The organism is Pseudomonas sp. BNK-44-b, assembly GCF_047456245.1.
GTDB classification, from domain to species: Bacteria; Pseudomonadota; Gammaproteobacteria; order Pseudomonadales; family Pseudomonadaceae; genus Aquipseudomonas; species Aquipseudomonas machongensis.
The window spans coordinates 673,028-698,334 of sequence record NZ_CP179908.1; the positions used below are offsets into that span (position 1 = coordinate 673,028).

Below are 25,307 nucleotides of genomic sequence, written 5' to 3' on the forward strand. Positions count from 1 at the left end.
TCATGAACACCCAGAGCATCATCGTCCCCAAGCAGTCCACCGTTCCGGTTCACGAGGCCCGCGCACGGGCGATCCTGCGCTGGCTGGTGCGCGAGAAGATCGTCGAGGAGCAACTGAGCACCTGCGGGCGCACCGGCAACCGCATGGGGCATGCCCTGGCCCAAGGCGCGCGCAAGGTGGCGCTGCATCCCGAGAAACTGCCCTTCGGCGAGCCGGTCAACGGCCTAGAGGTGATGCTCAAGCGCTGCATCTATACCCCCACCGACGGTTTTCGCGAGGAAGCGGGGTGCCCTGAGTGTCGGCGTGAGGTCGGCGAGCCGCTGTTCGAAAGCCTGGAAGAGTGGATGCCCGGCGTCAGTGACAACTTCACCTGCCCCCTGTGCGGCTTCGAGGACGACATCAACGGCTTTCTTTATCTGCAACCCTGTGCCTTTTCCAACCTGGGGTTCATCTTCAACAACTGGGGCGAGGCCGGGTTTACCCAGGCGTTCCTCGACAGTTTCGCCGACTGGCTGGATCAGCCGGTCGCCGTGGTGCAGGTGAAGGTGGCCTGAGCGGCAGGAACTGGACCGAAGGCCCCTTTTTTGCATTGAGCGGCGCGCCATGGATGAGTATAATGGCGCGCTTCCATTTTTCCCGCCCGGGAGCCCCCGCGATGCTGCGTATCAGCCAAGAAGCCCTGACCTTCGACGATATCCTCCTTGTACCTGGTTACTCCGAGGTACTGCCCAATGAAGTCAGTCTCAAGACCCGTTTGACCCGTGGCATCGAGCTGAACATTCCACTGGTCTCCGCTGCCATGGATACCGTGACCGAAGCACGCCTGGCCATCGCCATGGCTCAGGAAGGCGGCATCGGCATCATCCACAAGAACATGACCATCGAACAGCAGGCCGGCGAAGTACGCAAGGTCAAGAAGTTCGAGGCTGGCGTGGTCAAGGATCCGATCACCATCGATGCCGACGCCACCGTGCGCGACCTGTTCGACCTGACCCGCCTGAACAACATCTCGGGTGTTCCGGTGCTGGAAAACGGTGACCTGGTCGGTATCGTCACCTCCCGCGACGTGCGTTTCGAGACGCGTCTGGAAGCCAAGGTACGCGACGTGATGACTCCCAAGGAGCGTCTGGTCACCGTCCGTGAAGGCGCCGACAAGAACGAAGTCCGCGAGCTGCTGCACAAGCACCGCCTGGAAAAAGTCCTGATCGTCGACGACAAGTTCGCGCTCAAAGGCATGATGACCGTCAAGGACATCGAAAAAGCCAAGGCCTACCCACTGGCCAGCAAGGACGACCAGGGTCGCCTGCGTGTCGGCGCTGCAGTCGGCACCGGCAAGGACACCGGCGAGCGCGTAGCCGCCCTGGTTGCCGCTGGTGTTGACGTGGTGGTGGTCGACACCGCCCACGGCCACTCCAAAGGCGTGATCGACCGCGTTCGCTGGGTCAAGGAGAACTACCCGCAGGTGCAGGTGATCGGCGGCAACATCGCTACCGGTGCCGCCGCCAAGGCCCTGGCCGAGGCTGGCGCCGATGCTGTCAAGGTCGGCATCGGCCCAGGCTCGATCTGCACCACCCGTATCGTCGCCGGTGTCGGCGTGCCGCAGATCAGCGCCATCGCCAACGTCGCCGCAGCATTGGAAGGCACGGGTGTGCCACTGATCGCCGACGGTGGTATCCGTTTCTCCGGTGACCTGTCCAAGGCCATCGTTGCCGGCGCCTCGTGCGTGATGATGGGCTCGATGTTCGCCGGTACCGAAGAAGCCCCGGGTGAAGTCGAGCTGTTCCAGGGCCGTTCGTACAAGGCTTACCGCGGCATGGGTTCGCTGGGTGCCATGGCACAGGCGCAGGGTTCTTCGGACCGCTACTTCCAGGACTCCTCGGCCGGTGCCGAGAAGCTGGTTCCGGAAGGTATCGAAGGCCGCGTCCCCTACAAGGGTGCCCTGGCCGCGATCATCCACCAGCTGATGGGCGGGCTGCGCTCCTCCATGGGCTACACCGGCAGCGCGACCATCGAAGAGATGCGCACCAAGCCGGAGTTCGTGCGCATCACCGGTGCCGGCATGGCCGAGTCCCACGTGCACGACGTACAGATCACCAAGGAAGCCCCTAACTACCGCGTAGGCTGAGGCTTCAGCAACAACCGAGAGCGGGGCTGTCACGAACAGCCCCGCGTCGTTTCCGATTTCCACTGACGAGATTGAGTCATGGCCCTCGACATTCACGCTCACCGAATCCTGATCCTCGATTTCGGTTCCCAGTACACCCAGCTGATCGCCCGCCGCGTGCGCGAGATCGGTGTCTACTGCGAACTGCACCCGTTCGACATGGACGATGAAGCGATCCGCGCCTTCAACCCGCGCGGCATCATCCTGGCCGGTGGCCCCGAGTCGGTCCACGAAGCCAACAGCCCGCGTGCGCCGCAGGCCGTGTTCGACCTGAACGTACCGCTGCTGGGCATCTGCTACGGCATGCAGACCATGGCCGAGCAACTGGGCGGCAAGGTCGAAGGTTCCGAGCTGCGCGAGTTCGGCTACGCCCGCGTCGACGTGGTCGGCAAGAGCCGCCTGCTCGACGGCATCGAAGATCATATCGACGCTGACGGCGTGCTGGGCCTGGACGTGTGGATGAGCCACGGCGACAAGGTCACCCAGATGCCGGGCGACTTCCACGTGCTGGCCAGCACCCCGAGCTGCCCGATCGCCGGCATGTTCGACGATGCCCGCGGCTACTACGGCGTGCAGTTCCACCCGGAAGTGACCCACACCAAGCAGGGCGGTCGCATCCTCTCGCGCTTCATCCAGGACATTTGCGGCTGCGAAGCCCTGTGGACCCCATCGAACATCGTCGAAGACGCCATCGCCCAGGTGCGTGAGCAAGTCGGTTCGGCCAACGTCCTGCTGGGCCTGTCTGGCGGCGTCGACAGCTCGGTGGTTGCCGCGCTGCTGCACCGCGCCATCGGCGACCAGCTGACCTGCGTATTCGTCGACAACGGCCTGCTGCGTCTGCACGAAGGCGACCAGGTGATGGCCATGTTCAAGGAGAACATGGGCGTCAAGGTGATCCGTGCCGATGCCGAAGCACAGTTCCTCGGCAACCTGGAAGGCGAAGCCGATCCGGAGAAGAAGCGCAAGATCATCGGCCGCACCTTCATCGACGTATTCGATGCCGAAGCCAGCAAGCTCGAGAACATCCAGTTCCTCGCCCAAGGCACCATCTACCCGGACGTGATCGAGTCGGCTGGCGCCAAGAGCGGCAAGGCCCACGTGATCAAGTCGCACCACAACGTCGGTGGCCTGCCGGAGGAAATGAACCTCAAGCTGGTCGAGCCGCTGCGTGAACTGTTCAAGGACGAAGTGCGCAAGATCGGCCTGGAACTGGGCCTGCCGTACGACATGGTCTACCGCCACCCATTCCCGGGCCCAGGCCTGGGCGTGCGCATCCTCGGCGAAGTGAAGAAAGAGTACGCCGACCTTCTGCGTCGCGCCGACCACATCTTCATCGAAGAACTGCGCAAGGCCGACTGGTACCACAAGACCAGCCAGGCGTTCGTGGTGTTCCAGCCGGTCAAATCGGTCGGCGTGGTCGGCGATGGCCGTCGCTACGCCTGGGTCGTCGCGCTGCGCGCCGTCGAAACCGTGGACTTCATGACCGCACGCTGGGCGCACCTGCCGTACGAGCTGCTGGAGACTGTCAGCGGTCGTATCATCAACGAGATCGAAGGCATCTCGCGGGTGACTTACGACGTGTCGAGCAAGCCGCCGGCGACGATCGAGTGGGAATGATCCCGCGCGAATACAACCCGCGTTAAATGCACAGAAGCCCGCATAATAGCGGGCTTCTGTACTTAAGGCCTCTGACCGTAACGGCCTCGCATCAGATCCAGACGTAGCGCAGCCCTCTGTTGGTCAGGGCGGTACGCAGTTCCTGCAGGTCGCGCAGACGACGGCCGCTGATCCAGGGCCAGTTAGGCTTGTCGATGTAGAAACGGGATCCTTCCTCCAGGATCGGCGTGTATTGCAATTGTCCGCTGTTGCTGCGATGGATCAGTTGCAACGCGTTGTCGTGGCTATCGATGGTAAAGCTGCCGATGTTGCGCAATGTCCGCTCGAAGTTCCTGCCCGCAGGCTCGGGTTGGCGAATAGGTACCTGCAGGCGCAGGTCGCTTTTTACCCGCCGAACCGAAAGATCATCCTGAACCACGGTGAGCCCTGGGTCATTGCCGATCCCACCTGGCTGGTCGAGGGCAATGTCTTCCACACGCATGCCCGTCACGCCCTCGAGTTCGCTCATCCCCGGCACCTGCTCGAAAGTATTGGCGTGCGAATTGCCGACCAGTGCGACCCATTTGCTGGCTGCGCGCCCTTGATCCGCGGCGATGACCTCGTGGGCATAGAAGTTCATCATCTGCTGGCGGATCACCGGTGAAGGTGTTTGAGCCCATGCCTGCCGGTAGCTCGCCATGCAATCGATGGACTGCAGGCGAATGCCATTTCTCTGGGCTTCGAGCAGCAGGTTCTCGAAGGTATATCGCTCAAACCCGTGCAGGCGAAAACCCTGGTCCAGGCTGCGCACATAGGTTTTCAACGTCGCGGGCATCTGGCCGCTGCGGTTGAACAGGTCGAGGTCGGTTTGCTGGAAGTCGGTCATGAAGTGTTCCAGGTAAAGCACCTTCACCTTTTCCCGCTTCAGCAGCGTCATGTTGTCGATCAGGAATTTCTTGCTGCCGACCTGTGAGTGAGCTTCGCCGATGACCATGCCTTGGCTGTTCTCGAAAACACCACGGATGATTTGCTTGGGCGTCGCCTCGCGTGCCAGTTCGGGCAGTTCGGGACGCGGTGGGGTCTGCACCGAGGCGAGGTATCCCTGTGCATCGGCGGCCAGGCGATCCCTGGTTTCCCGAAATACACCGTTCGCCCGTTCGATTTCCGGGTCAGGGTTGAACATCGTACCGTTCAGGACGCGCTCGTCACCGGGGCTGTTCGCCGAGCTCTCGAGCCTGGGACGCATGTCGGCTGGTATGTCGTAGGCGGAGGTTGGAAGGGGTTCGGGCATCGATGGAGATGTCACCCTTCCCCACAGCTTGAGCAGTTTGCGCGGCATCATCCCGCCCTTCAGGCCCGGTCGCTCCAATGGCTGCCATAGCCCCTGGTCGTCCATGGCGATGGGGATGTTGCGGTAGAAGGAGTAGGGGTTTTGCGGATCGATCACGACCCAGCCGCGCATCTCGTTCACATAGCGAACCTGATACGGCTCGTCGTCGATCAGTACGTAGAAATTGCCATGTTGAAGATAGATGCCAGGTTGACCACCGCTGCCTTCAGGGGCGCTCAGTATGATGTTGGTTTCATAAGGTTCGAGCAGCGCCTGCTGCTCGGCTGGCCTGAAGGGTTCCGGCACCCAGGCCTGGACATCCTCGACCGTTGCAGTTTCGAGTTCTTCAACCGGTTCTGTTTCAGCAGACGGCTCCGGCTGTACTGCCGGCTCCGTTCCGCTTGCTGCCTCGGCCTCACCCGCCAACTCGCTCACAGACTCGATTTTGCCGGCGGCACTGTGCAGCATGGTGGCGTTGAAGAGTGTATCGATGGCCGCAAATATTGCCCCTTTGACCCCAGCCTGACGTTCCCCTGTGGTATGGCCGTTGACCGCTTGATCTATGTTCAGCCCCATGTCGGCGATACCCGCCCCCACTGCCGCCAGCGCGATCGGCCAGTCAATCGCTGCTATGGGCCCGAACACCTTGGCGAATGCCGCCAGGTAGCCGATCCACATCTGTTTGCGCAGGTCGCCATTGGAGCGCAGGGCAAAGTGCGCGTCGTCGTTCATGCGTTGCCGTGCACTGTCACGCAGATGGCTGAACGCATCACCGGCGATGGTGCGATCGACCTGGTTGAGACAGTGATGATCATCCCCACCCCAGTTGTAGAACAGCAGGTCGATCATGTGGTTGAGACCGACCGAATCACCGGACTGGTCATTGGCCGATAGCGGGAAGTGGCTCATGAAACGCGTGCGGTTGTCGGCGTGATTGGTGTTGTTCAGTACCCACCAGTACAAGTCCTTGCGGGTGGCAAACAGGTGCAGCGCCTCCTCGTCACCTGGGGTATAGAGCAGTTGCTGGCCATCTTCCATTTCGATGCGCAGCCAGTCGCTCGCGATGTAGCCCGCGATATCGAACGTACAGACGCGATAGCCGCTTTCTGGAACGTTGGATTGGCGTAACTGGGTGAGTGTCGGGGTCTGCACGCCCAGTCCGGTGATGGCCTTGGCCACGCGTCGGGCACGGACCGCCAGTTCGCTGGTGGGGTCGGCCGCACAGGTTTCGATCACCTTGCTCAGGAAGTTGACCTTCGCCAGTAGACGGTAGTTATCTGCATGGTCGCGCCAGAAAGTCGCCAATCTTTCCTGGAACAGGGTGCTGAAGTCGATGTTCCAGAAATCCTCCAGTACATCCTGTGGCTGCAGCGCGATCTCGTTGTGCTCGTCATAGACCGCCTGTCCCGGACCGTCGCAGTAGAAGCCGCTCAGGTAGCCGAGCAGGTCACTGTTGTCCTGGTCATGGACATCGAAACGGTGCATCACCAATTGCGGCAGGGTGAACGACTGGTATGGCGCATCGTGGTGCTCCCAGCCGCTGAAGGTTCTCGGGCTGCTCCGGGCGGCCTCGAAGCGGTTGAGGTGCACGTGATCGGGGTCCAGATCGGGGTGGCCGTGCTTGCGCAGGATTGATGCCGCAGTATCGCGGGCCATCTGGCGCATGTCGGGGCAGGCTGCGACCAGGGACTCGGCGAGATCGCGCAGTTCCTGCTCGGCGTGGGGCATCAACAGTTGCAAACCCATGGGTGTCGACTCGTGGCTGGATGGGTTTGCAAGCGTGGCCGAGCGCAGGTGGTGCCCCGCGGTATCTATTGCAGCTTGTGCGCTGATGGGCGACAGGAGGCCAAGGCCTACCGCCGCGCTATATCCGAAAAGTAGAACTTGAAGAGGTGTTGGCGGCATTGGGTGGGGCAGGAAATCTCCAGTCGCAGCAGCGCGTCGCATTGACCCGCGTGCGCGTGCAGTTGTTGGACCCGGCGCGGCTGGACGAGGGCGCGTTGAAGGCGGCCGGGGTCCCCGGGGTCATGGTGCTGGTGGGTGGGGTCGTGCACCTGCTGGTGGGAGTTGTTTAGCCTGTTCGTGCCCTATCGCGGGACCAGCCCGCTCCCACAGGCGCAAGATCATGGTGCTTCTGAACTGCCCCCAAAGGTTGGATTGGTGTCCAACTTCTTGGGGGCAGTCCATTCTGTGGGAGCGGGCTGGTCCCGCGATGAGGCCCGAACAGGCATGCCCAGCTCCGTCATTCTTTTGTAATGACTGGGTCATGCCCCGGTTTCCCCTGGCTTCGTACAGTGAGCTCACTCCCGTACGCATCCAGAGGAACGCCCATGAAACTCCGCTCGCTCGTCCTTGCCCTGTCACTCACCGGCGCGGCCTTCGCCGCCACCTCCACCTGGGCCGCCGATACCGCGCCGCAGGAAGTGAAGAACATCGTGCTGGTTCATGGCCTGTTCGCCGATGCGTCCAGCTGGGCCAAGGTGATTCCGTTGCTGCAAGCCAAAGGCCTGCACGTGACGGCAGTCCAGAACCCGACCACCTCGCTCGACGACGACGTCGCGGCTGTCAACCGGGCGCTGGCCCAGCAGGACGGCCCGGTGATCCTGGTCGGTCACTCCTACGGCGGCATGGTCATCAGCCAGGCCGGTGATTCGGATAAGGTCAAAGGTCTGGTCTACATCGCCGCCCGTGCTCCGGAAGCGGGCGAAGACTACCCGGCGCTGACCAAGCGCTTCCCGGCAGCACCGGCGGGGGCAGGCCTGCAGTGGTCGGCCGACGGTTACGGCATGCTCAGCGAAAATTCCTTCGTCAACGATTTCGCCGGCGACCTGCCCAAGGCCGAGGCGGAAACCTACTACGCCGTCCAGCAGCCCATCGGTGTTGGCATCAAGACCGCCAAGACCACCGTCGCGGCATGGAAAGACAAGCCCACCTGGTACGCGGTCTCGACCCAGGACCGTACCATCAACACCGAGCAGCAGCGTTTCATGGCCAAGCGCATGAACGCCCACACCGTCGAGCTCGATGCCAGCCACGTCTCGCTGATTTCCCAGCCGCAAGCGGTGGCCAAGCTGATCCTGCAAGCCGCGCATGTTCCAGGCAACTGAGCCAGCCCGGCCTGGCACCACGCTATACTGCGTCGGTGCCGGCAGGCGGGTTGGAGACGCGGGTCAGTGAAAATCCTCATCATCGAAGACGAAGCCAAGACCGCCGACTACCTGGCCGGTGGCCTGGGCGAGGCCGGCTACAGTGTCGATCATGCCGACAATGGTATCGACGGCCTGCACATGGCCCGCGAGACACCCTACGACCTGATCCTGCTCGACGTGATGCTGCCTGGGCTCGATGGCTGGGCCGTGATGCAGAAACTGCGCGCACAGACCCGTACCCCCGTGTTGTTCCTCAGCGCCCGTGGCACCCTCGAAGATCGGCTGCGTGGCCTTGAGCTGGGCGCCGACGAATACCTGGTCAAGCCATTCTCCTTCGCCGAACTGCTAGCGCGCATCCGCATCATCCTGCGCCGCGGCCAGGCGCAGCCGGATGAAGAGATCCTCAGCCTGGGTGATCTGCGCCTGGACCTGGGCAAGCACCGCTGCGAACGCGCAGGTATGCGCATCGACCTGACCAGCAAGGAGTTCAAGTTGCTGGCGTGTTTTCTCCAGCATCCCGAGCAGGTGCTGTCGCGCACCTTCCTCGCCTCACGGGTGTGGGACATGAATTTCGACAGCGACACCAACGTGGTGGATGTCGCGGTGCGGCGCCTGCGGCAGAAAGTCGACGAACCCTTCGCGGTGCGCCTGATCCATACCGTGCACGGCGTCGGCTATCGCTGCGAGCTCGAGGCATGAGGCGCCTGTCGCTGACCGTGCGCCTGGCGGTGTTGCTGGCAACCTTTTCGTTCGTCGCCCTGGCTCTGCTGGGCGGCGCGCTGTATGTCGCACTCGGGCAACAACTGGCGCTGCGTGACGACGGCGCGCTGCTGACCCGCGTCGAGCAGATCCGTACCCTGCTGCGTGACATGGACGCCCGCGCGTTGGTGCGTGACAAGCCGCAGCTGTTCGCCAACATGCTGGGCAATACCGAATCCTTGCTGGTCATCCGGCCGGTCGCCGGGGCGCCGCTGCTGGAGGTCAACCCAGGGCGCCGCGAGGTGCCGCAGGTCACGCCTCTGCCCGCCGGGGACGCACTGGGGCTGGATGCGGTGCAGCGCAGCACCACCGCCGATGGCACGCCCTTCATCTATACCGCAGTACTCAGCGAGCCACCGGGTGGCGGTGCGGCACTGGAAATTCTGTCGGGACGCTTGCTGACCGAGCGCACCCGCATCCTGCGCGAGTATCGCGACAACATCATCCTGTTCTCGTCGGTGATGGCCGTGCTGGCGGCAGCCCTGGCCTATCTGCTCGCCCGCCGCGGCATGTCGCCACTGCGCCGGTTGGCGCGCCAGACGGCAACCATTGGCGTCGGCACCTTGTCGCAGCGGCTGCAGCGCGACGATGCACCCGCCGAGCTGGATGCCCTGATCGAGCAGTTCAATGCCATGCTGGCGCGGCTCGAACGCGGTTTCGAACAACTCAAGCAGGTCAGTGCCGACATGGCCCATGACTTGCGCACACCCATCAACAATCTGCTTGGCCAGACTGAGGTCGGCCTCGGTCAGGTGCGTGAGCCGCATTACTACCAGCGCCTGCTGGGCTCGCACTTCGAGGAGTTGCAACGGCTGTCGCGGATGATCGACAACATGCTGTTCCTGGCCCGCGCCGAGCATGCCGATCACCCTATCGATCGCACCGGGCTGGAGTTGGCCCAGGAGTTGGGGCGTTTGTGCGATTACTTCGAAGACCTCGCCTGCGAGCGCGACGTGCGGCTGGCGTGGCATGGTGAAGGCTCGGTGTGGGCCGACGCCGCATTGCTGCGCCGGGCGCTGGCCAACCTGTTGGCCAATGCGGTGCGCTTTGCCGAGCCTGGCAGTGTCATCGAAGTGACCGCCAGTGAGCAGGGCGATGAGGTGTTGATCCAGGTGCACAACCGTGGGCAGGCAATCGCCCCTGAGCACCTGGAAAGCGTGTTCGAACGTTTCTACAGGGTAGATGCCTCGCGCCAGCATTCGTCACAGTCCAGCGGGCTGGGCTTGTCGATCGTGCGATCGATCATGCAATTGCACCAGGGACGCTGCTGGGCCGAAAGCAGCGAGGGGGCGACCTGTTTCACCCTCGCGTTCCCGCGCGTCAGCCACGATAGGCCACCCAACCCTTGAAGGTCAGCGCGCAATAGACCATCTCGATACCGCTGAAGCCGGCCTCGTGCAGCAGCGCGACAACAGTTCACTTAATCTTTCTCAATTGCAGGTGTATCGTATTCGCCCTTCATTGCCAGCGGTGCTGGCAGCTTGACTGCGCAAAACGAGGTACCTGCACGTATGTCCTTTACCCGTCGACAAATGCTCAAGGGCCTGACCGGCCTCGTCGTGGTTGGCCTGGGCGCCGGAGGCGCGGCTCGCTACTGGCTGGGCAAGGTCGAGGACGACAATGCCGGGCACGACTACGAGCTGATCGCGGCGCCTCTGGATGTCGAGCTGGTTCCCGGTTTCAAGACCGAAGCCTGGGCTTTCGGGCCCTCGGCACCCGGCACCGAGTTGCGGGTGCGCCAGGGCACCTGGTTGCGGGTACGCTTCATCAATCACCTGTCGGTTGAAACCACCATCCACTGGCACGGCATCCGCCTGCCGCTGGAAATGGACGGTGTACCCTACGTGTCGCAATTGCCGGTCAAGCCGGGTGAGTTCTTCGACTACAAGTTCCGCGTGCCCGATGCCGGCAGTTACTGGTACCACCCGCATGTCAGCAGTTCCGAGGAGCTGGGGCGGGGGCTGGTCGGGCCGCTGATCGTCGAGGAGCGCGAGCCGACCGGCTTCCTGCACGAGCGCACCCTGAGCCTGAAGACCTGGCACGTGGACGAGCAGGGCGAGTTCATGCCGTTCAGCGTGCCTCGCGAGGCCGCGCGCAATGGCACCGCTGGGCGCTTGATCACCATCAATGGCCAGGCCGAGGCGGTCACCGAGTTGCCCGCCGGCCAAGTGGTGCGTGTGCGGCTGCTCAACCTGGACAACACCTGGACCTACCGCATCAACCTCAAGGGCAACTGCGAGGCGATGATCTATGCGCTCGATGGCAACCCGGTGACCCCGAGGCCGCTCGAGGACGACTACTGGCTTGGCCCCGGCATGCGCATCTGCCTGGCCATCCGAATTCCCGAGGCCGGCGAGGAGATTTCCCTGCGCGACGGCTTCGTGCGCCTGGGCACCCTGCGTTCGGTCGCCAGCAGCGAGGCACCGAGCGACTGGCCCAAGGCGCTGCCGCCGAACCCGATCGCCGAGCCGGACCTGGAGAAGGCCGAGAAACTGAACTTCAATTTCGAATGGGCGGGCCAGGTTTCGGTGAACACCGACAACGGCAAGCCACCGAGTCTGTGGCAGATCAACGGTCAGGCCTGGGACATCACCGACAAGACCTGTGCCGACCGGCCGATTGCCACGCTGAAAAAGGGCAACAGCTATATCTTCGAGCTGAAGAACATGACCCAGTACCAGCACCCTATCCACCTGCATGGCATGAGTTTCAAGGTGATCGCCTCCAATCGCCGCAAGATCACCGAGCCCTGGTTCACCGACACCTACCTGTTGGGTAGGAACGAGCGTGCCCAGGTGGCGCTGGTAGCGGATAACCCAGGCACCTGGATGTTCCACTGCCATGTGATCGACCACATGGAAACCGGCCTGATGGCCGCGATCGCGGTGGTCTGATGCGTCCGCGGATCATCGATCGCAGCGGCGATCAGGCATTCATGCAGTTGGCGCTGGAACTGGCGGCTGAAGGCGCTTTGCTGGGGGAGGTGCCGGTAGGTGCGGTGCTGGTGCAGCAGGGGCAGGTGATCGGCCGAGGTTTCAACCGACCGATCACCGACAATGACCCCAGCGCCCACGCCGAAATGGTCGCCATTCGCGATGCAGCCAAGGCTGTCAGCAACTATCGGCTGCCGGGCAGCACCCTGTATGTAACCCTCGAGCCCTGCAGCATGTGTGCGGGCCTGATCGTCCATTCGCGGATAGAGCGGGTGGTGTATGGGGCGCTGGAGCCCAAGGCGGGGGTGGTGCAGAGCCAGGGACAGTTCTTCACCCAGGGTTTTTTGAATCATCGGGTGTTGGTGGAGGGGGGCGTGCTGGCGCAGGAGTGCGGGCAGATTCTCAGCGATTTCTTCAAGGCGCGCCGGGCGAAAGCCTAGCTGACGCGATCCCTGTAGGAGCAACTGTCTTGTTCAAAATCTAAAGGCCAGCCCACCCTGTGGGAGCGGGCTTGTCCCGCGATCACCGGCGTAGCCGGTGCCATGCATCGCGGTGTTCCTTTCGCGGGCAAGCCCGCTCCCACAGGGACCTGCGCTCCTGCAAAAGGAGCTGGGATGTCACATCGGCGGTGACTGTTCCGCCGGCTTGTCCTTGTTGACTGCAGGCACATGCAGGTTGCCCTCGGCCACCTGTCCCTCGAGCTGCGGCTGGGTCACCCAGGTGAGGATGTCGTAGTAGCGGCGGATGTTGGCCACGAAGTGCACAGGCTCGCCGCCGCGGGCGTAGCCGTACTTGGTCTTGCTGTACCACTGCTTCTGCGACAGGCGCGGCAGCATCTTCTTCACGTCCAGCCACTTGTTCGGGTTCAGGCCTTCGCGCTTGGCGAGGGTACGGGCGTCTTCCAGATGGCCGCTGCCGACGTTGTAGGCGGCCAGGGCGAACCAGGTGCGGTCCGGCTCCTGGATGCTGTCGTCGAGCTGCTCCTTGATGAGCATGAAGTATTTCGCCCCACCCATGATGCTTTGCCTGGGGTCCAGCCGGTTGGACACGCCCATGGCCTGGGCGGTGCGCTGGGTCAGCATCATCAGGCCGCGTACGCCGGTCTTCGATGTCACCTCGGGCTGCCACATCGATTCCTGGTAACCGATCGCCGCCAGCAGCCGCCAGTCGACCTGCTCGACCTTGGCGTAGCTCTTGAAGTGCTTTTCATACTTGGGCAGGCGCTGCTGCAGGTGCTGGGCGAAGGTGTAGGCACCGACGTAGCCAAGCACGTCGACATGGCCGTAATAACGGTCTTTCAGGCGCTGAAGCGTGCCGTTCTTCTGCGCCTTGTCGAGAAACTCGTTGATCTCGTTGAGCAGACTGTTGTCTTCGCCGGCCGCCACGGCCCAGCGCTGGTCGCGGGCATCGCCCAGGTCGAAGGCCACGCGCACGTTGGAGAAGTACACCTGGTTCATCGCCAGTTCGTTGGAGTCGACCAGGGTCAGGTCGATCTGGCCTTCGTCAACCATGCGCAATAGGTCGACCACCTCCACAGCGTCGGACTCTTCGTATTCAAGCGTCGGATACTGCTTTTTCAGTTCAGCCAGCTGTTCGGCATGGCTGCTGCCCTTGAGCACCATGATCTTCTTGCCGATCAAGTCCTTGGGTTCGGTGGGGCGGGAACGGCCATTGCGGTAGATGACCTGGGGGGTGACTTCGAGATACGGGTGGGAGAACTTCGCCTGGGTGGTGCGTTGCTCGCTGCTGACCAGGCCAGCGGCGGCCAGCACCGGGCCGGTTGGCTTGCCCAACTGGTCGAACAGGTCGTCGAGGTTGTCGGCGGTCTCGATCTCCAGCTTGACGCCCAGATCGTCGGCGAAACGTTTGACCAGCTCGTATTCGAAGCCGGTTTCGCCGTTGCGGTCCTGGAAGTAGGTGGCCGGGCTGTTGCGGGTTATGACGCGCAGCACGCCGTCCTCCTTCACGCGCTCGAGGGTGCTGGGTTTTTCAACACAGGCACCGAGCATCAGCAAGAGTCCGGTTGCGAAGAGCCATCTGGCGCAGCGCTGGCGCAAAGCAGTGTGGGCGAACATAGGTTGCAGTATACGCAAAGGACCGCCCGCGCCATATCTCGACAACCGTTAGCTTGTCTGGTAGCGGGTTGTGTGTTTGCGGGGGCTTGCCTTCGGAGGATCGCCCAGTGAAAACCCCTCCGGCCAGCCTGCAGAATTCTGACCCCCAGGTCCGGTTCCACCGCCCGGCAGCATTGCCCTCTGGCGGGTGCCGAAAGCCGTCGAATTAGGCTAGAATGCACGGCCTCTAAGCACACCCCTTCCTGAGGCTGTCCCGACGATGTTGATCCTGCGCGGCGCTCCTGCCCTTTCTGCCTTTCGCCACGGTAAATTACTCGAGCAACTGAGCCAGAAAGTCCCCGCTGTTACTGGTTTGTATGCCGAATTCGCCCACTTCGCCGACGTCGACGGCGAGCTGACCGCCGACCAGCAGCAGGTGCTGGGCCGTCTGCTCAAGTACGGCCCGAGCGTGCCGGTACAGGAGCCGAGCGGCCGCCTGTTCCTGGTCGTGCCGCGCCTGGGCACCATTTCGCCCTGGGCCTCCAAGGCCAGCGACATCGCCCATAACTGCGGCCTGCAGTCGATCCAGCGCCTGGAGCGCGGCATCGCCTACTACGTGGCCGGCTCGCTCAGCGACGCCGACGTCGCGCAGGTGTCCGCCGAACTGCACGATCGCATGACCCAGCGCGTGCTGACTCAGCTGGAGCAGGCTGCAGACCTGTTCAGCCACGCCCAGCCCAAGCCGATGACCTCGGTCGACATTCTCGCAGGTGGCCGCGCCGCCCTGGCCCAGGCCAACGTCGACCTGGGCCTGGCCCTGGCCGAAGACGAGATCGACTACCTGGTCAACGCTTTCCAGGGGCTCAAGCGCAACCCGAACGACATCGAGCTGATGATGTTCGCCCAGGCCAACTCCGAGCACTGCCGCCACAAGATCTTCAACGCCAGTTGGGACATCGACGGCCAGGCTCAGGAAAAGAGCCTGTTCGGCATGATCAAGAACACCTACCAGATGCACAACGAAGGCGTGCTGTCGGCTTACAAGGACAACGCCTCGGTGATCGTCGGCAACGTTGCCGGCCGCTTCTTCCCGAATCCTGAAACCCGCCAGTACGGTGCGGTGCAGGAGCCGGTGCACATCCTGATGAAGGTCGAGACGCACAACCACCCGACCGCCATCGCCCCGTTCTCCGGCGCCTCCACCGGCTCCGGCGGCGAAATCCGCGACGAAGGCGCCACCGGCCGTGGCGCCAAGCCCAAGGCCGGCCTGACCGGCTTCACCGTGTCCAACCTGCGCATCCCGGGCTTCGAACAGCCATGGGAGCAGGCCTACGGCAAGCCTGAGCGCATCGTCGACGCCCTCGACATCATGATCGAAGGCCCGCTGGGCGGCGCCGCGTTCAACAACGAATTCGGTCGCCCGGCCCTGACCGGCTACTTCCGTACCTTCGAGCAGAGCATCAACACCCCGCACGGTGAAGAAGTGCGCGGCTACCACAAGCCGATCATGCTCGCCGGCGGCATGGGCAACATCCGTGAAGACCACGTGCAGAAGGGCGAGATCACCGTCGGCGCCAAGCTGATCGTGCTCGGCGGCCCGGCCATGCTGATCGGCCTGGGCGGCGGCGCTGCCTCGTCGGTGGCCACCGGTGCCAGCTCGGCTGACCTGGACTTCGCCTCGGTCCAGCGCGAAAACCCGGAAATGGAGCGCCGTTGCCAGGAAGTCATCGACCGCTGCTGGCAGCTGGGCGACGACAACCCGATCGCCTTCATCCACGACGTCGGCGCCGGCGGCATCTCCAACGCCTTCCCGGAACTGGTCAACGACGGTGGCCGCGGTGGTCGCTTCGAGCTGCGCAACGTGCCCAACGACGAGCCGGGCATGGCCCCGCACGAAATCTGGAGCAACGAATCGCAGGAGCGCTACGTGCTGGCCGTCAGCGCTGTCGACTTCGAGCGCTTCAAGGCCATCTGCGAGCGTGAGCGCTGCCCGTTCGCCGTGGTCGGCGAAGCCACCGAAGAACAGCACCTGACCGTCACCGACAGCCACTTCGACAACACCCCGGTCGACATGCCGCTCGACGTGCTGCTGGGCAAACCGCCACGCATGCACCGCTCGGTCACCCGCGAAGCCGAGCTGGGCGATGATTTCGACCCGAGCGAGCTGGACCTGGACACCGCCGTACAGCGCGTGTTGAGCCACCCGGCCGTGGCCAGCAAGAGCTTCCTGATCACCATCGGCGACCGCACCATCACCGGCCTGGTCGCCCGCGACCAGATGGTCGGCCCGTGGCAGGTACCGGTGGCCGACTGCGCCGTCACCGCCACCAGCTTCGATGTCTACACCGGCGAAGCCATGGCCATGGGCGAGCGGACTCCGCTGGCACTGCTGGATGCCCCGGCATCCGGGCGCATGGCCATCGGCGAAACCATCACCAACCTGGCCGCCTCGCGCATCGACAAGCTGTCCGACATCAAGCTGTCGGCCAACTGGATGTCCGCTGCCGGCCACCCAGGCGAAGACGCGCGCCTGTACGACACCGTCAAGGCCGTCGGCATGGAGCTGTGCCCCGAGCTGGGCATCACCATCCCGGTCGGCAAAGACTCGATGTCGATGAAGACCAAGTGGAGCGAAGAGGGCGTCGAGAAGAGCGTCACCTCGCCGATGTCGCTGATCATCACAGGCTTCGCCCCGGTCACTGACATCCGCAAGACCCTGACCCCGCAACTGCGCATGGACAAGGGCGAGACCGACCTCATCCTGATCGACCTGGGCCGCGGCAAGAACCGCATGGGCGCCTCGATCCTGGCCCAGACCTACGGCAAGATCGCAGCCCAGGCGCCGGACGTCGACGACGCCGAAGACCTCAAGGCGTTCTTCGCCGTGATCCAGGGTCTGAACGCCGACGGTCACCTGCTGGCCTACCACGACCGTTCCGACGGCGGCCTGGTCACCACCGTGCTGGAAATGGCCTTCGCCGGCCATTGCGGCCTCGACCTGCAACTCGATCCGCTGACCGACAGCAAGGGCGACGTGCCGGCCATCCTCTTCAACGAAGAGCTGGGCGCGGTCATCCAGGTTCGCCAGGACGCCACGCCGGACGTACTGGCCCAGTTCAGCGCCGCCGGCCTGGGCGAGGAGTGCGTCGCGGTAATCGGCAAGCCGGTCAACAACGGTGAGGTGTCCATCAGCCTGAACGGCGAAGTGCTGTTCGACGATGACCGCCGCATGCTGCAGCGCCAGTGGGCCGAGACCAGCTATCAGATCCAGCGCCTGCGCGACAACGCCGACTGCGCCGACCAGGAGTTCGATGTCCTGCTCGAAGAGGACAATCCAGGCCTGTCGGTCAAGCTCGGCTACGACGTCAACGAAGACGTCGCCGCGCCCTACATCAAGAAGGGTGTGCGTCCGCAAGTGGCGATCCTGCGTGAGCAGGGCGTCAACGGCCAGGTCGAGATGGCTGCAGCCTTCGACCGTGCAGGCTTTGCCGCGATCGACGTGCACATGAGCGACATCCTCGCCGGTCGCGTCGACTTCGAAGCCTTCAAGGGGCTGGTCGCCTGCGGTGGCTTCTCCTACGGCGACGTACTGGGCGCCGGTGAAGGCTGGGCCAAGTCGGCGCTGTTCAACAGCCGTGCCCGCGACGCCTTCCAGGCCTTCTTCGAGCGTACCGACAGCTTCGCCCTGGGCGTGTGCAACGGTTGCCAGATGATGTCCAACCTGCACGAGCTGATCCCGGGCACCGAGTACTGGCCGCACTTCGTGCGCAACCGCTCGGAGCAGTTCGAAGCGCGTGTAGCCATGGTCGAGGTGCAGAAGTCCAACTCGATCTTCCTGCAGGGCATGGCCGGTTCGCGCATGCCGATCGCCATCGCCCACGGCGAAGGCCATGCCGAGTTCGCCAGCGAAGAGGCACTGCTGGAAGCCGACCTTTCCGGTTGCGTGGCCCTGCGTTTCGTCGACAACCACGGCAAGGTCACCGAGCAGTATCCGGCCAACCCGAACGGTTCGCCACGGGGCATCACCGGTCTCACCAGCCGCGACGGTCGCGTCACCATCATGATGCCGCACCCTGAGCGTGTGTTCCGTGCCGTGCAGAACTCCTGGCGTCCGGATGAGTGGCAGGAAGACGCTGCGCTGATGCGCATGTTCCGCAACGCGCGGGTGTGGGTGAACTAAGCGGTGCACAAGCTCGCCTTCTTCGTCCCCGCCAGCCATGTCGAGGTGGTCAAGGCCGCCGTGTTCGCCGCTGGAGGCGGACGTATCGGTGACTACGATCACTGTGCCTGGCAGACGCTTGGCCAGGGTCAGTTCCGCCCGTTGGATGGCAGTCAGCCATTCCTCGGGCAGGTGGGCCAGGTCGAGGTGGTGGAGGAGTGGAAGGTGGAGCTGGTGGTGGCCGATGAGCAGGTTCGCCAGGTGGTCGCCGCATTGAAGCAGAGCCACCCTTATGAAACGCCGGCGTATGAGGTCTGGCCTTTGCTGGATATCTGAGTGCGCTGAAATTTTGCTGCTGCAAATCGACAAGCCCCGGCAGTCTTCTGCCGGGGCTTGTCGTTTCTACAGGTTTTAACTGAACAGTCCTTTCAGACGTTCCCAAGCGCTTTCATCCACCGCTGGCGCCTCATGATCGTGGTTGAGCGCTTCGAAGACAGCAGGGTCGCTGGATTTCTGGATTTCCTTGGGATGCTCGCTTGCCCATTTGCTGACCAGTTCGTCCTGCCATTCGCTGTCATTGGGGTGGGTAAAGTAGCTGCGCGCTATCTTGACCGGATCGCGCAACCGCCCCCCCTCCCAGTATTTGAACATGGCGAAACCGACATCGCGCACTGCAACCCGGGCCATCAGGGTGGCCAGGGTATGCAGCGGATGCACGTCATGGTCCTTGGCAAGCTGGGAGTGGGTCGGATTGGTCGAGCCGGTGAGCATGGGATTGCCCATTCTGTACGTCTGGATATCGTCGACCGAGTTGCCGATCAGGTTGAGGATGGCCCGGTAGCCAACCTTGGGCAGGTCGGTTGCAAGGCGCAGCGGTGAGCCCGTGATCCAGGAAATGCGCCTCGCCACATTGAACCCTGGGAGGTCCGCCAACGTGTCGCGAACTTCCAGTGCGGTGTTCAGGTATTCCTGCCACTGCGGATCGGGGTGGTCCTGAAGCAGGATCAGCAGCGCCAGTTCAGTGTCCGAGCGCTGCCCTGGCGTGATGTTCTCGAAGTCGCCGGAGGGGGCGAAGAGTGCATTGGCCATCGGCTCGGCCAGGCTGGCTATCACATCGCTGCCGGCGAACATGCCGGTGACGATGGGCCAGCCGTGCTTGCAGTCGGCTTGTGCGGTCCAGGTCAGTACCGTGTCGTGACCCTGCTTGTGCAGGCTCAATTCGGCGTAGTTGGAGTGGGCGAAGTAATCTTCCAGCACGTGCAGTGCTGCACCGAATTCGCGCAGGCCCTCAGGGGTCGGGCCCGCCGCCATTGCCTCGCGTAGTCGTTCGCACATGTAATCGACCGAACTGAAGATGTGGCGCTTCATGGACGTATCCGGATCGACCTGCAACCGCGGATCGTCCTGTGCGACAGGCGGCTCGAAGTCTGCATCGATGGTGCTTGGATCAGTCGCTGACGGGTTGGGGTTGTAGGGATTGTCGATGTGCTCGGTAGGACGATACACCCCGAGCATCTGCGGTGTGACCACGTAGTGCGCGCGCTCTTGCGGCGTGGATTGCAGGCTGGGAAATGCCTTGAGCGCCAGCAGGTCTACGAGTTGGGTCAGGACTTTCCGGGAGAGCTTGCGCGGGAACTCTTTGGGCGCGTCCTCGGCGCGGACCAGCTTGGGATCGAGCAACTGCGAGTAGTCGCGCAACCAGTTGCCGAAATAGATCGCCTTGCGTTGTTGCTCATTGAACCCGGCGTACTTGAGGTCTTCCTCGATCGACTCATGCCCCCAGGACATTTCAGGGTTTTTCTTGTCGCCCTTGCCCGCAGAAAAGCCCTCGGTGCTGCCTTCATGGGTGTTGGCGCGTTGCGCCTGTTCATCCTGGCTCTGGCGGATGAACAGGCGCATGGCCTGGTCATCGGCTCGCAGGGTGATGGTTCGGCCTGCTTCGGTCAGTTGGGCGATCTGCAGCTCCCCGCTTGGGCCTGACTCCATGCAACCGATCAGGTAGGCGAAGCGCGCACCTTCCTCGAGTTCTGCATCCTCGGCGATCGAGGCAAAGCCATCGTCCAGGCCTTTCGCGAAGTCTTGGCGCAGAAGGTTGTCCAGGTGATGACCGAACTCGTGCAGCAGGATGGTCGCCAGTTCACAGGCCGCCTGTGGCTGCAGCATCGCGGTAGCGATCACCTCGGGGTGCAGGTGGATGATACGCGTGGCATTGTCGTAGCAGGCTTTGCCTGCCACCTGTGGGTTCACCTGGTGTACAGGGTTGCTCAGCGTGCCGTCGCGCAGTGCGTCCTGCAACTGCTGGTAGCAACTGTCTGGCAGGTCGTCACCGAACACAGGGATGAGCATTTCGCGGAAGGCCTGTGCTGAGAGTGGCCGGCTGATTTCGGTGAGTCGATCAAGAGCGAAGCGGGTGTGCAGGCGTAGTGGGATCATGCTGGGGACTCATCATTTGACGGAGTCCCCAGCATGTGAGCCGCGTGGTGCAAGAGGGAGCAGGCAACGCCTCCCGCTGTAGGCGTTACGAAAGGCGGGTGCGGTTTTGAAGGGACCCGCAGGCCAGCAGGCCGATCTCGAACAGCAACCACATCGGGATGGCGAGCATGGTCTGGGAAAACACGTCAGGAGGCGTGAGGATCATACCGGCCACGAAACAGCCGACGATCACGTAGGGCCGGCTACGGCGCAAGCTGGCAACATCGGTCAGGCCTGCCCAGACCACGATGAAGGTTGCCACCGGAATTTCGAATGCCAGGCCGAACGCCAGGAACAGGGCGAGAATGAAGTCCAGGTACTGGCTGATGTCGGTCATCATTGCCACGCCTTCGGGGGTCACGCTGGCGAAGAAGCCGAACATCATCGGAAACACCAGGAAGAACGCGAACGCCATGCCGCCGTAGAACAGCAGGATGCTCGACACCAGCAGCGGCAGTGCTATGCGTTTCTCCCGCCGATACAGCCCCGGCGCGATGAAGCCCCAAGCCTGATGCAGCAGCACTGGCATGCTGATGAACAGCGCGCACATGGCCGTCAGCTTGAAGGGCGTGAGAAACGGCGAGGTGACGCTGGTTGCGATCATGCTCGCGCCCTCGGGCAGGAAGCGGCGCAGCGGCTCGGAGACCAGGGTGTAGAGGGTTTGGGCGAAGGGGAACAACACAGCGAACGCCAGGGCGATGGCCAGCAGGCACCGCACCAGGCGCTTGCGCACGTCTCGCAGGTGTTCGGTCAGCGGCATTGCCGACCTTCCGTGGACAGCGAAGCTCATGATGAACGTTCCCTGGCGGGTGCTTCATCGAGGCTGACACCCTGGCGGATGTCCTGCTCCAGTTTGCGCAGCGCCGCATCGTCCAGGGCTGGCATGTCGATTTCCCGCTCGACCTGGGCGCGCAGCATATTCATTGCCTGCCGCGCCTGCCCAAGACCGCGCCCGACGGTGCGCATCGCCACCGGCAGGCGTTCGGGCCCCAGGACCAGCAGAGCGACGACGCCAACCAGTAGCAGTTCGCTGAAACCGATCTCGAACATCAGCCTTGGCGATCCGTTGGCTGCTGCTGTTGAACCTGTGCGTTGGGTGATGCGCTGCTGTTGTCGTCACCGCCCATCGACTTGCGAAAACCCTGGATCGCTTCGCCGACATCGCTGCCCAGGCCTTTGAGGCGCTTGGTGCCGAACAGCAGGAAAACGATCAGCAGCACGATCACCAGTTGCCAGATGCCTATACCGCCCATGTGCAAGAACTCCTGTAAGGTCATGAAAAGGAAGGCCAATCCTGCCTGCTTCAGATGACGCCAACGTGACTGTCGGGAAACGTTGCCATGTGCTTGCAACACGCACCGTGTTGACTGGCGCCTCCACGGATGACGAGGCGCGGTGCAATGGGTGGTGGGCGACAACAGGGTGCAGCGTTGCTGATGGTGATGGTGGCGCTGGCGATGCTTGCAGCGGGCCTGGCCTGGCTGGTGGAGGAGGGGCGTCGGCAGGTCGATGAGACGCGCTTGCTGCGCCAGCGCGTGCAGGTGCGGGCGATGGAGCAGGCTGGCCTTGCCTATGCCAGCCAGGCCCTGCGCGATCCGACCTGGCGCGCCAGTCCACTCTTCTGGCAGGCCCTACGCGGCCAGGCGCTGGAGTATGACTTTGGTGCAGGCAAGGCGCGCCTGCAGGTGCGCGACCAGCACACCTGCTTCAACGTCAATGCCTTGCTGGGGGAAGACGCCGAGCGTGCCGAGCGCCAGTTGCGTCGATTGCTCGGCGACGACATGGCTGCCGAGCGATTGGTCGACGCCCTGGCCGATTGGCTGGACGCTGACAGCGACACCCGCCTGCAAGGTGCCGAGAGCGGCCAGTACCTGCGCCAGCAGCCACCACGTCTGGCGGCCAACCAGGCGATGCTCGACCCGAGCGAGTTGAACCTGCTGCTGGAGCCCGATGCCGGGCGCCAGGGGCGCTATCCGATGCTGTGCGCATTGCCGCAGACCAGCGGTTGGCGGCTCAATGCCAATGCCTTGAACCTTGAGCACCTGCCGTTGCTGGAGGCGCTCTACGAGGGGCATTTTTCCCGCTCGCTGCTCAGCCGGATCATCACCAATCGGCCGGCGTCGGGTTATGTCGATGCGGGAGGGTTACGCCAGGCACTGGGCGCTTTGGATGACGAGAGCTTTGCTCGGTTGAGCGAGGGATTGTTGCTCAACAGCGGGTTCTTCCTGTTGCAGCTTTCGTTCGAGGAAGACGGGCGAGTGGTGCGCAGCCAGTTTCAGGTCGAGGCGTTGGGGGTGGTGCAGTGGCATGCGCGGGTGCCGGCGCAACAGGTTCGGATTCGCGGGCGCGAGCCAGTGTTCTAGCGTTCAAGCGCCGAAGCCAGATGGGGCCGCAAGGCGGCCCCGGCGAGGGTGAGCTGGGCAGGCAATCCGCGGCCTTTGAGCACCGCGGACTACAGGCTCCGGATCAGGCCGTTCCGATCTCACCGCCATCATTGCGCTGAATCACCACGGTAGACGCCCGTGGTCGCACTCGGCTCCCCGCAGGTGTCACATCCGTCGCCTTGTCGGTATAGGGCCAGTTGCCCGGGTGCTGGATGTTGATGAACAGCGTCTTGTTGTCCGGCGTGAAGCTGATCCCCGTCACCTCGCAGCCGTTAGGGCCGACGAAGAAGCGCCGCAGGTCCACCTGATTCTGCGCGTTGACCGGAATCTGCTTGCCGGTGGCATCGACCAGGTCGGTCGGGATCACCGCCAGCAACTGGTCATTGGTGTAGCTGGTCAAGGTGGTCTCACCGTTGTCGGTCTCGAACCACAGCACCCCGCGGCTATCGAAGCTCATCCCGTCGGGGCTGGCGAACTGGTTCAGTTCGGTCAGGCCCGAGCGGTTGATATCCGGTGCACCGGCGGCGTTGGCGCCGAACACGAAGATATCCCAGGTGAAGCTCTTGTGATCGTCGCTGTCGTGCCAACGGATGATGTGGCCGTGACGGTTCGGGCCGCGGGGGTTGGCCGCATCCACCTTGGCGGCGGTACGCGCGCTGTTGTTGGTCAGCGTCAGGTAGACATCGCCGTTGAGCGGGTTGACGGCGGTCCACTCAGGGCGGTCCATCGGCGTGGCGCCGACCGCGTCAGCCGCACCGCGGGTGTTGAGGATGATGCCCGGCAGGTCGCCGTACAGTGCACCCAGCGTGCTGCCGGCGGTGGTGGGGGTGGCAACGTCCAGCAGCAGCCACACACCCTTGCCGTCGGCATTGAAGCGGGCCACGTAGAGCTTGCCCTTGTCCATGTATTTGGCACCGGTGGCCAGGCGGTCGGCCGGGGTGGCGTCGGCCGGATCCCAGACGGCGTCGGAGACGAACTTGTACAGGTACTCGTTGTTCGAGTCGTCGCCGGTGTACCACACCAGCGGCTTGCCAGCGACCGCCAGGCCCGGGCAGCAGCCCTCGTGGCGGAAGCGACCAAGGGCGGTGCGTTTCACCGCCAGGGTGGCGCTGTTGTACGGATCGATCTCGACGATGTAGCCGTAAGTGCTGGCTTCGTTGCGGTAGTCGTCGGTGGCGCTGGCGCCGGTCGGGGTCACGTTGAAGCGGGTGAACTCACCGTTGACCTCGCTGGCATCACCGGCAGCCGTCTCCCACTTGTATTGGCCGCTGCTGGCACTGACGCCGATGCGCACCTGGTCTGCCGGGCGCACGCCCTTGTTGACGAAGATGCCAGGCCAGTTTTCCTCGCACGTCAGGTACGTGCCCCACGGCGTATAGCCGTTACCGCAGTTGTTGTTGGTGCCGCGTGCCTGGGTGCCGGTCGGCGAGAACTTGGTCTTGACGTGATCGGTGCCGCGCAGGGGCCCGGCGATGTCCATCAGCGAAGCGGTGGTGAAGCGGCGGTTGAGCGGGTCGTTCTGCATCACCTGCCAGCGGCCGTTGACCTTGCTCAGGCGCACCACGCCGGCGCCGTGGGCGTTGATCTCCTTGCGCACTTCCTCGACCGGGCGCTTGCCAGTGCCATCGGTGGTCGGGCCGTTCGGGTGCAGCGCGTCGGCTTCGATGTATTCGAAGTTGATCGCCAGCAAACCATCGTCGGAGCTGCCGTTGATGGGGAAGAAGTGCATGCCGTCATGGTTCATGCCCATCGCGTTGGCCTGGTCGGTCGAGGTATTGCTGCCGTCGGACTTCCACGGATTGCCGTTGCTGTTCAGCGGCGTGCCCCACGGCGCGATCACGTAGGCGCTGTAACCGGCGGCAATGACGCAAGCGTCGGTGCGCGAACCGGCGATGGACTGGAAGCCCAGCTTGAGCTTGGCTGGCGGTTCGGTCACAGGCGGCTCGGTGACCGGATCATCGTGATGGGAGCTGCCGCCACCACCGTCGAAACAGGCGGTCAGGCCGGTGCCTGCGATCATCGCGATGGCCGCGCCGAGGCTGCCGCGCATCACGGTACGACGGCTCAGGTAGGTATCCATCACACTGGCCATCGGCAGGTTGCCGCTCTGGTTCCGGTCCAGGTTATCGCCGGTTTCTCGACTCATCAGGGTGTCCTTGTAATGGCTGAGTAAGAGGAACCGCGACTTTAGGGGGCAAGTGTGATGATTGATTGGCAAAAATATTAACGGGGTTTTAAAACCTAGCGCTATTAGTAACAAGATTTGTCAGAGCTTTACCGCATCGGTTGTCGGATTTCTGCCATCAA

18 protein-coding genes and 1 pseudogene are annotated in these 25,307 nt (G+C 63.3%); 12 read left to right on the plus strand and 7 right to left on the minus strand.

Features of this window, described 5'->3' with window-relative positions; genetic code table 11:
* Positions 1–2 precede the first annotated feature (2 nt).
* From ACMGGG_RS03305 to guaA, 3 genes are all read left to right on the plus strand, one after another.
* On the plus strand, positions 3–554 hold the full coding sequence (locus ACMGGG_RS03305) for a hypothetical protein (RefSeq protein WP_054895166.1): 552 nt from the start codon (positions 3–5) through the stop codon (positions 552–554).
* Positions 555–655: 101 nt separating this feature from the next.
* On the plus strand, positions 656–2,125 hold the full coding sequence (gene guaB, locus ACMGGG_RS03310) for an IMP dehydrogenase (protein WP_054895167.1): 1,470 nt from the start codon (positions 656–658) through the stop codon (positions 2,123–2,125).
* A 78-nt stretch (positions 2,126–2,203) separates the two neighbouring features.
* Positions 2,204–3,781: a glutamine-hydrolyzing GMP synthase gene (guaA, locus tag ACMGGG_RS03315; protein ID WP_063543246.1), complete on the plus strand. Its 1,578-nt coding sequence runs from the start codon at positions 2,204–2,206 to the stop codon at positions 3,779–3,781.
* Positions 3,782–3,872: 91 nt separating this feature from the next.
* On the opposite strand, the gene ACMGGG_RS03320 is transcribed toward guaA, so the two are convergent.
* Positions 3,873–6,836, minus strand: coding sequence for a dermonecrotic toxin domain-containing protein (locus ACMGGG_RS03320; RefSeq protein ID WP_414154861.1), 2,964 nt, complete (start codon positions 6,834–6,836; stop codon positions 3,873–3,875).
* A gap of 143 nt (positions 6,837–6,979) precedes the next feature.
* On the opposite strand from ACMGGG_RS03320, the pseudogene ACMGGG_RS03325 reads away from it, so the two are divergent.
* The 6 genes and pseudogenes from ACMGGG_RS03325 to tadA form a co-directional block, all read left to right on the plus strand.
* Positions 6,980–7,165, plus strand: a pseudogene (locus ACMGGG_RS03325) (PTS glucose transporter subunit IIB); the annotation flags it as partial.
* 348 nt (positions 7,166–7,513) lie between these two features.
* A complete protein-coding gene (locus tag ACMGGG_RS03330) occupies positions 7,514–8,197 on the plus strand; it encodes an alpha/beta fold hydrolase (RefSeq protein WP_414155778.1) in 684 nt (227 codons plus the stop codon).
* A 66-nt stretch (positions 8,198–8,263) separates the two neighbouring features.
* Entirely contained in the window at positions 8,264–8,938 is a 675-nt protein-coding gene (locus tag ACMGGG_RS03335; protein ID WP_054894706.1) for a heavy metal response regulator transcription factor, read from the plus strand.
* Complete coding sequence (locus ACMGGG_RS03340) at positions 8,935–10,347, plus strand: heavy metal sensor histidine kinase (protein WP_414154862.1); 1,413 nt, start codon at positions 8,935–8,937, stop codon at positions 10,345–10,347. Before ACMGGG_RS03335 ends, ACMGGG_RS03340 begins: the two co-directional genes overlap by 4 nt.
* Positions 10,348–10,509: 162 nt before the next feature.
* Positions 10,510–11,892, plus strand: a complete 1,383-nt coding sequence (locus ACMGGG_RS03345; RefSeq protein ID WP_414154863.1) for a multicopper oxidase family protein — start codon at positions 10,510–10,512, stop codon at positions 11,890–11,892.
* Positions 11,892–12,371 (plus strand): tRNA adenosine(34) deaminase TadA, encoded by a 480-nt coding sequence (gene tadA, locus ACMGGG_RS03350; protein WP_065863196.1) that lies wholly within the window; start codon positions 11,892–11,894, stop codon positions 12,369–12,371. The genes ACMGGG_RS03345 and tadA overlap by 1 nt, the downstream gene beginning before the upstream one ends.
* 177 nt (positions 12,372–12,548) lie before the next feature.
* On the opposite strand, the gene mltF is transcribed toward tadA, so the two are convergent.
* Complete coding sequence (gene mltF / locus ACMGGG_RS03355; protein WP_063543260.1) at positions 12,549–14,006, minus strand: membrane-bound lytic murein transglycosylase MltF; 1,458 nt, start codon at positions 14,004–14,006, stop codon at positions 12,549–12,551.
* Between the two features lie 259 nt (positions 14,007–14,265).
* On the opposite strand from mltF, the gene purL reads away from it, so the two are divergent.
* Both purL and ACMGGG_RS03365 read left to right on the plus strand, forming a co-directional pair.
* A complete protein-coding gene (gene purL / locus ACMGGG_RS03360; protein ID WP_054894700.1) occupies positions 14,266–18,165 on the plus strand; it encodes a phosphoribosylformylglycinamidine synthase in 3,900 nt (1,299 codons plus the stop codon).
* A 3-nt stretch (positions 18,166–18,168) separates the two neighbouring features.
* A complete protein-coding gene (locus tag ACMGGG_RS03365) occupies positions 18,169–18,480 on the plus strand; it encodes a hypothetical protein (RefSeq protein WP_054894699.1) in 312 nt (103 codons plus the stop codon).
* A 75-nt stretch (positions 18,481–18,555) separates the two neighbouring features.
* On the opposite strand, the gene ACMGGG_RS03370 is transcribed toward ACMGGG_RS03365, so the two are convergent.
* The 4 genes from ACMGGG_RS03370 to tatA all read right to left on the minus strand — a co-directional run bounded on the left by ACMGGG_RS03370 (position 18,556) and on the right by tatA (position 21,869).
* Positions 18,556–20,577: an HET-C-related protein gene (locus ACMGGG_RS03370; protein WP_414154864.1), complete on the minus strand. Its 2,022-nt coding sequence runs from the start codon at positions 20,575–20,577 to the stop codon at positions 18,556–18,558.
* Positions 20,578–20,662: 85 nt separating this feature from the next.
* The gene (tatC, locus tag ACMGGG_RS03375) at positions 20,663–21,406 is read right to left on the minus strand and encodes a twin-arginine translocase subunit TatC (protein WP_054894697.1); all 744 of its coding nucleotides are present in this window, start codon (positions 21,404–21,406) and stop codon (positions 20,663–20,665) included.
* Complete coding sequence (gene tatB, locus ACMGGG_RS03380) at positions 21,403–21,666, minus strand: Sec-independent protein translocase protein TatB (RefSeq protein WP_414154865.1); 264 nt, start codon at positions 21,664–21,666, stop codon at positions 21,403–21,405. The genes tatC and tatB overlap by 4 nt, the downstream gene beginning before the upstream one ends.
* On the minus strand, positions 21,666–21,869 hold the full coding sequence (gene tatA, locus ACMGGG_RS03385) for a twin-arginine translocase TatA/TatE family subunit (RefSeq protein WP_054894695.1): 204 nt from the start codon (positions 21,867–21,869) through the stop codon (positions 21,666–21,668). Before tatA ends, tatB begins: the two co-directional genes overlap by 1 nt.
* A 147-nt stretch (positions 21,870–22,016) precedes the next feature.
* Here tatA and gspK point away from each other — a divergent pair, with 147 nt between their 5' ends.
* Positions 22,017–22,979 (plus strand): type II secretion system minor pseudopilin GspK, encoded by a 963-nt coding sequence (gene gspK, locus ACMGGG_RS03390; RefSeq protein ID WP_063543266.1) that lies wholly within the window; start codon positions 22,017–22,019, stop codon positions 22,977–22,979.
* Between the two features lie 103 nt (positions 22,980–23,082).
* Here the strand turns inward: gspK and ACMGGG_RS03395 are convergent, their stop codons facing one another.
* Positions 23,083–25,146, minus strand: coding sequence for a PhoX family protein (locus ACMGGG_RS03395; protein ID WP_153772630.1), 2,064 nt, complete (start codon positions 25,144–25,146; stop codon positions 23,083–23,085).
* Positions 25,147–25,307: the final 161 nt, after the last annotated feature.

Coding starts and splice junctions, on each gene's coding strand:
- tatB (WP_414154865.1), bottom strand. CDS start 21,666: ATGTTCGAGATCGGTTTCAGCGAACTGCTACTGGTTGGCGTCGTCGCT.
- ACMGGG_RS03340 (WP_414154862.1), top strand. CDS start 8,935: ATGAGGCGCCTGTCGCTGACCGTGCGCCTGGCGGTGTTGCTGGCAACC.
- ACMGGG_RS03305 (WP_054895166.1), top strand. CDS start 3: ATGAACACCCAGAGCATCATCGTCCCCAAGCAGTCCACCGTTCCGGTT.
- ACMGGG_RS03395 (WP_153772630.1), bottom strand. CDS start 25,146: ATGAGTCGAGAAACCGGCGATAACCTGGACCGGAACCAGAGCGGCAAC.
- tatA (WP_054894695.1), bottom strand. CDS start 21,869: ATGGGCGGTATAGGCATCTGGCAACTGGTGATCGTGCTGCTGATCGTT.
- ACMGGG_RS03345 (WP_414154863.1), top strand. CDS start 10,510: ATGTCCTTTACCCGTCGACAAATGCTCAAGGGCCTGACCGGCCTCGTC.
- mltF (WP_063543260.1), bottom strand. CDS start 14,006: ATGTTCGCCCACACTGCTTTGCGCCAGCGCTGCGCCAGATGGCTCTTC.
- guaA (WP_063543246.1), top strand. CDS start 2,204: ATGGCCCTCGACATTCACGCTCACCGAATCCTGATCCTCGATTTCGGT.
- tadA (WP_065863196.1), top strand. CDS start 11,892: ATGCGTCCGCGGATCATCGATCGCAGCGGCGATCAGGCATTCATGCAG.
- gspK (WP_063543266.1), top strand. CDS start 22,017: ATGGGTGGTGGGCGACAACAGGGTGCAGCGTTGCTGATGGTGATGGTG.
- ACMGGG_RS03370 (WP_414154864.1), bottom strand. CDS start 20,577: ATGATCCCACTACGCCTGCACACCCGCTTCGCTCTTGATCGACTCACC.
- guaB (WP_054895167.1), top strand. CDS start 656: ATGCTGCGTATCAGCCAAGAAGCCCTGACCTTCGACGATATCCTCCTT.
- tatC (WP_054894697.1), bottom strand. CDS start 21,406: ATGAGCTTCGCTGTCCACGGAAGGTCGGCAATGCCGCTGACCGAACAC.
- ACMGGG_RS03320 (WP_414154861.1), bottom strand. CDS start 6,836: ATGGGTTTGCAACTGTTGATGCCCCACGCCGAGCAGGAACTGCGCGAT.
- purL (WP_054894700.1), top strand. CDS start 14,266: ATGTTGATCCTGCGCGGCGCTCCTGCCCTTTCTGCCTTTCGCCACGGT.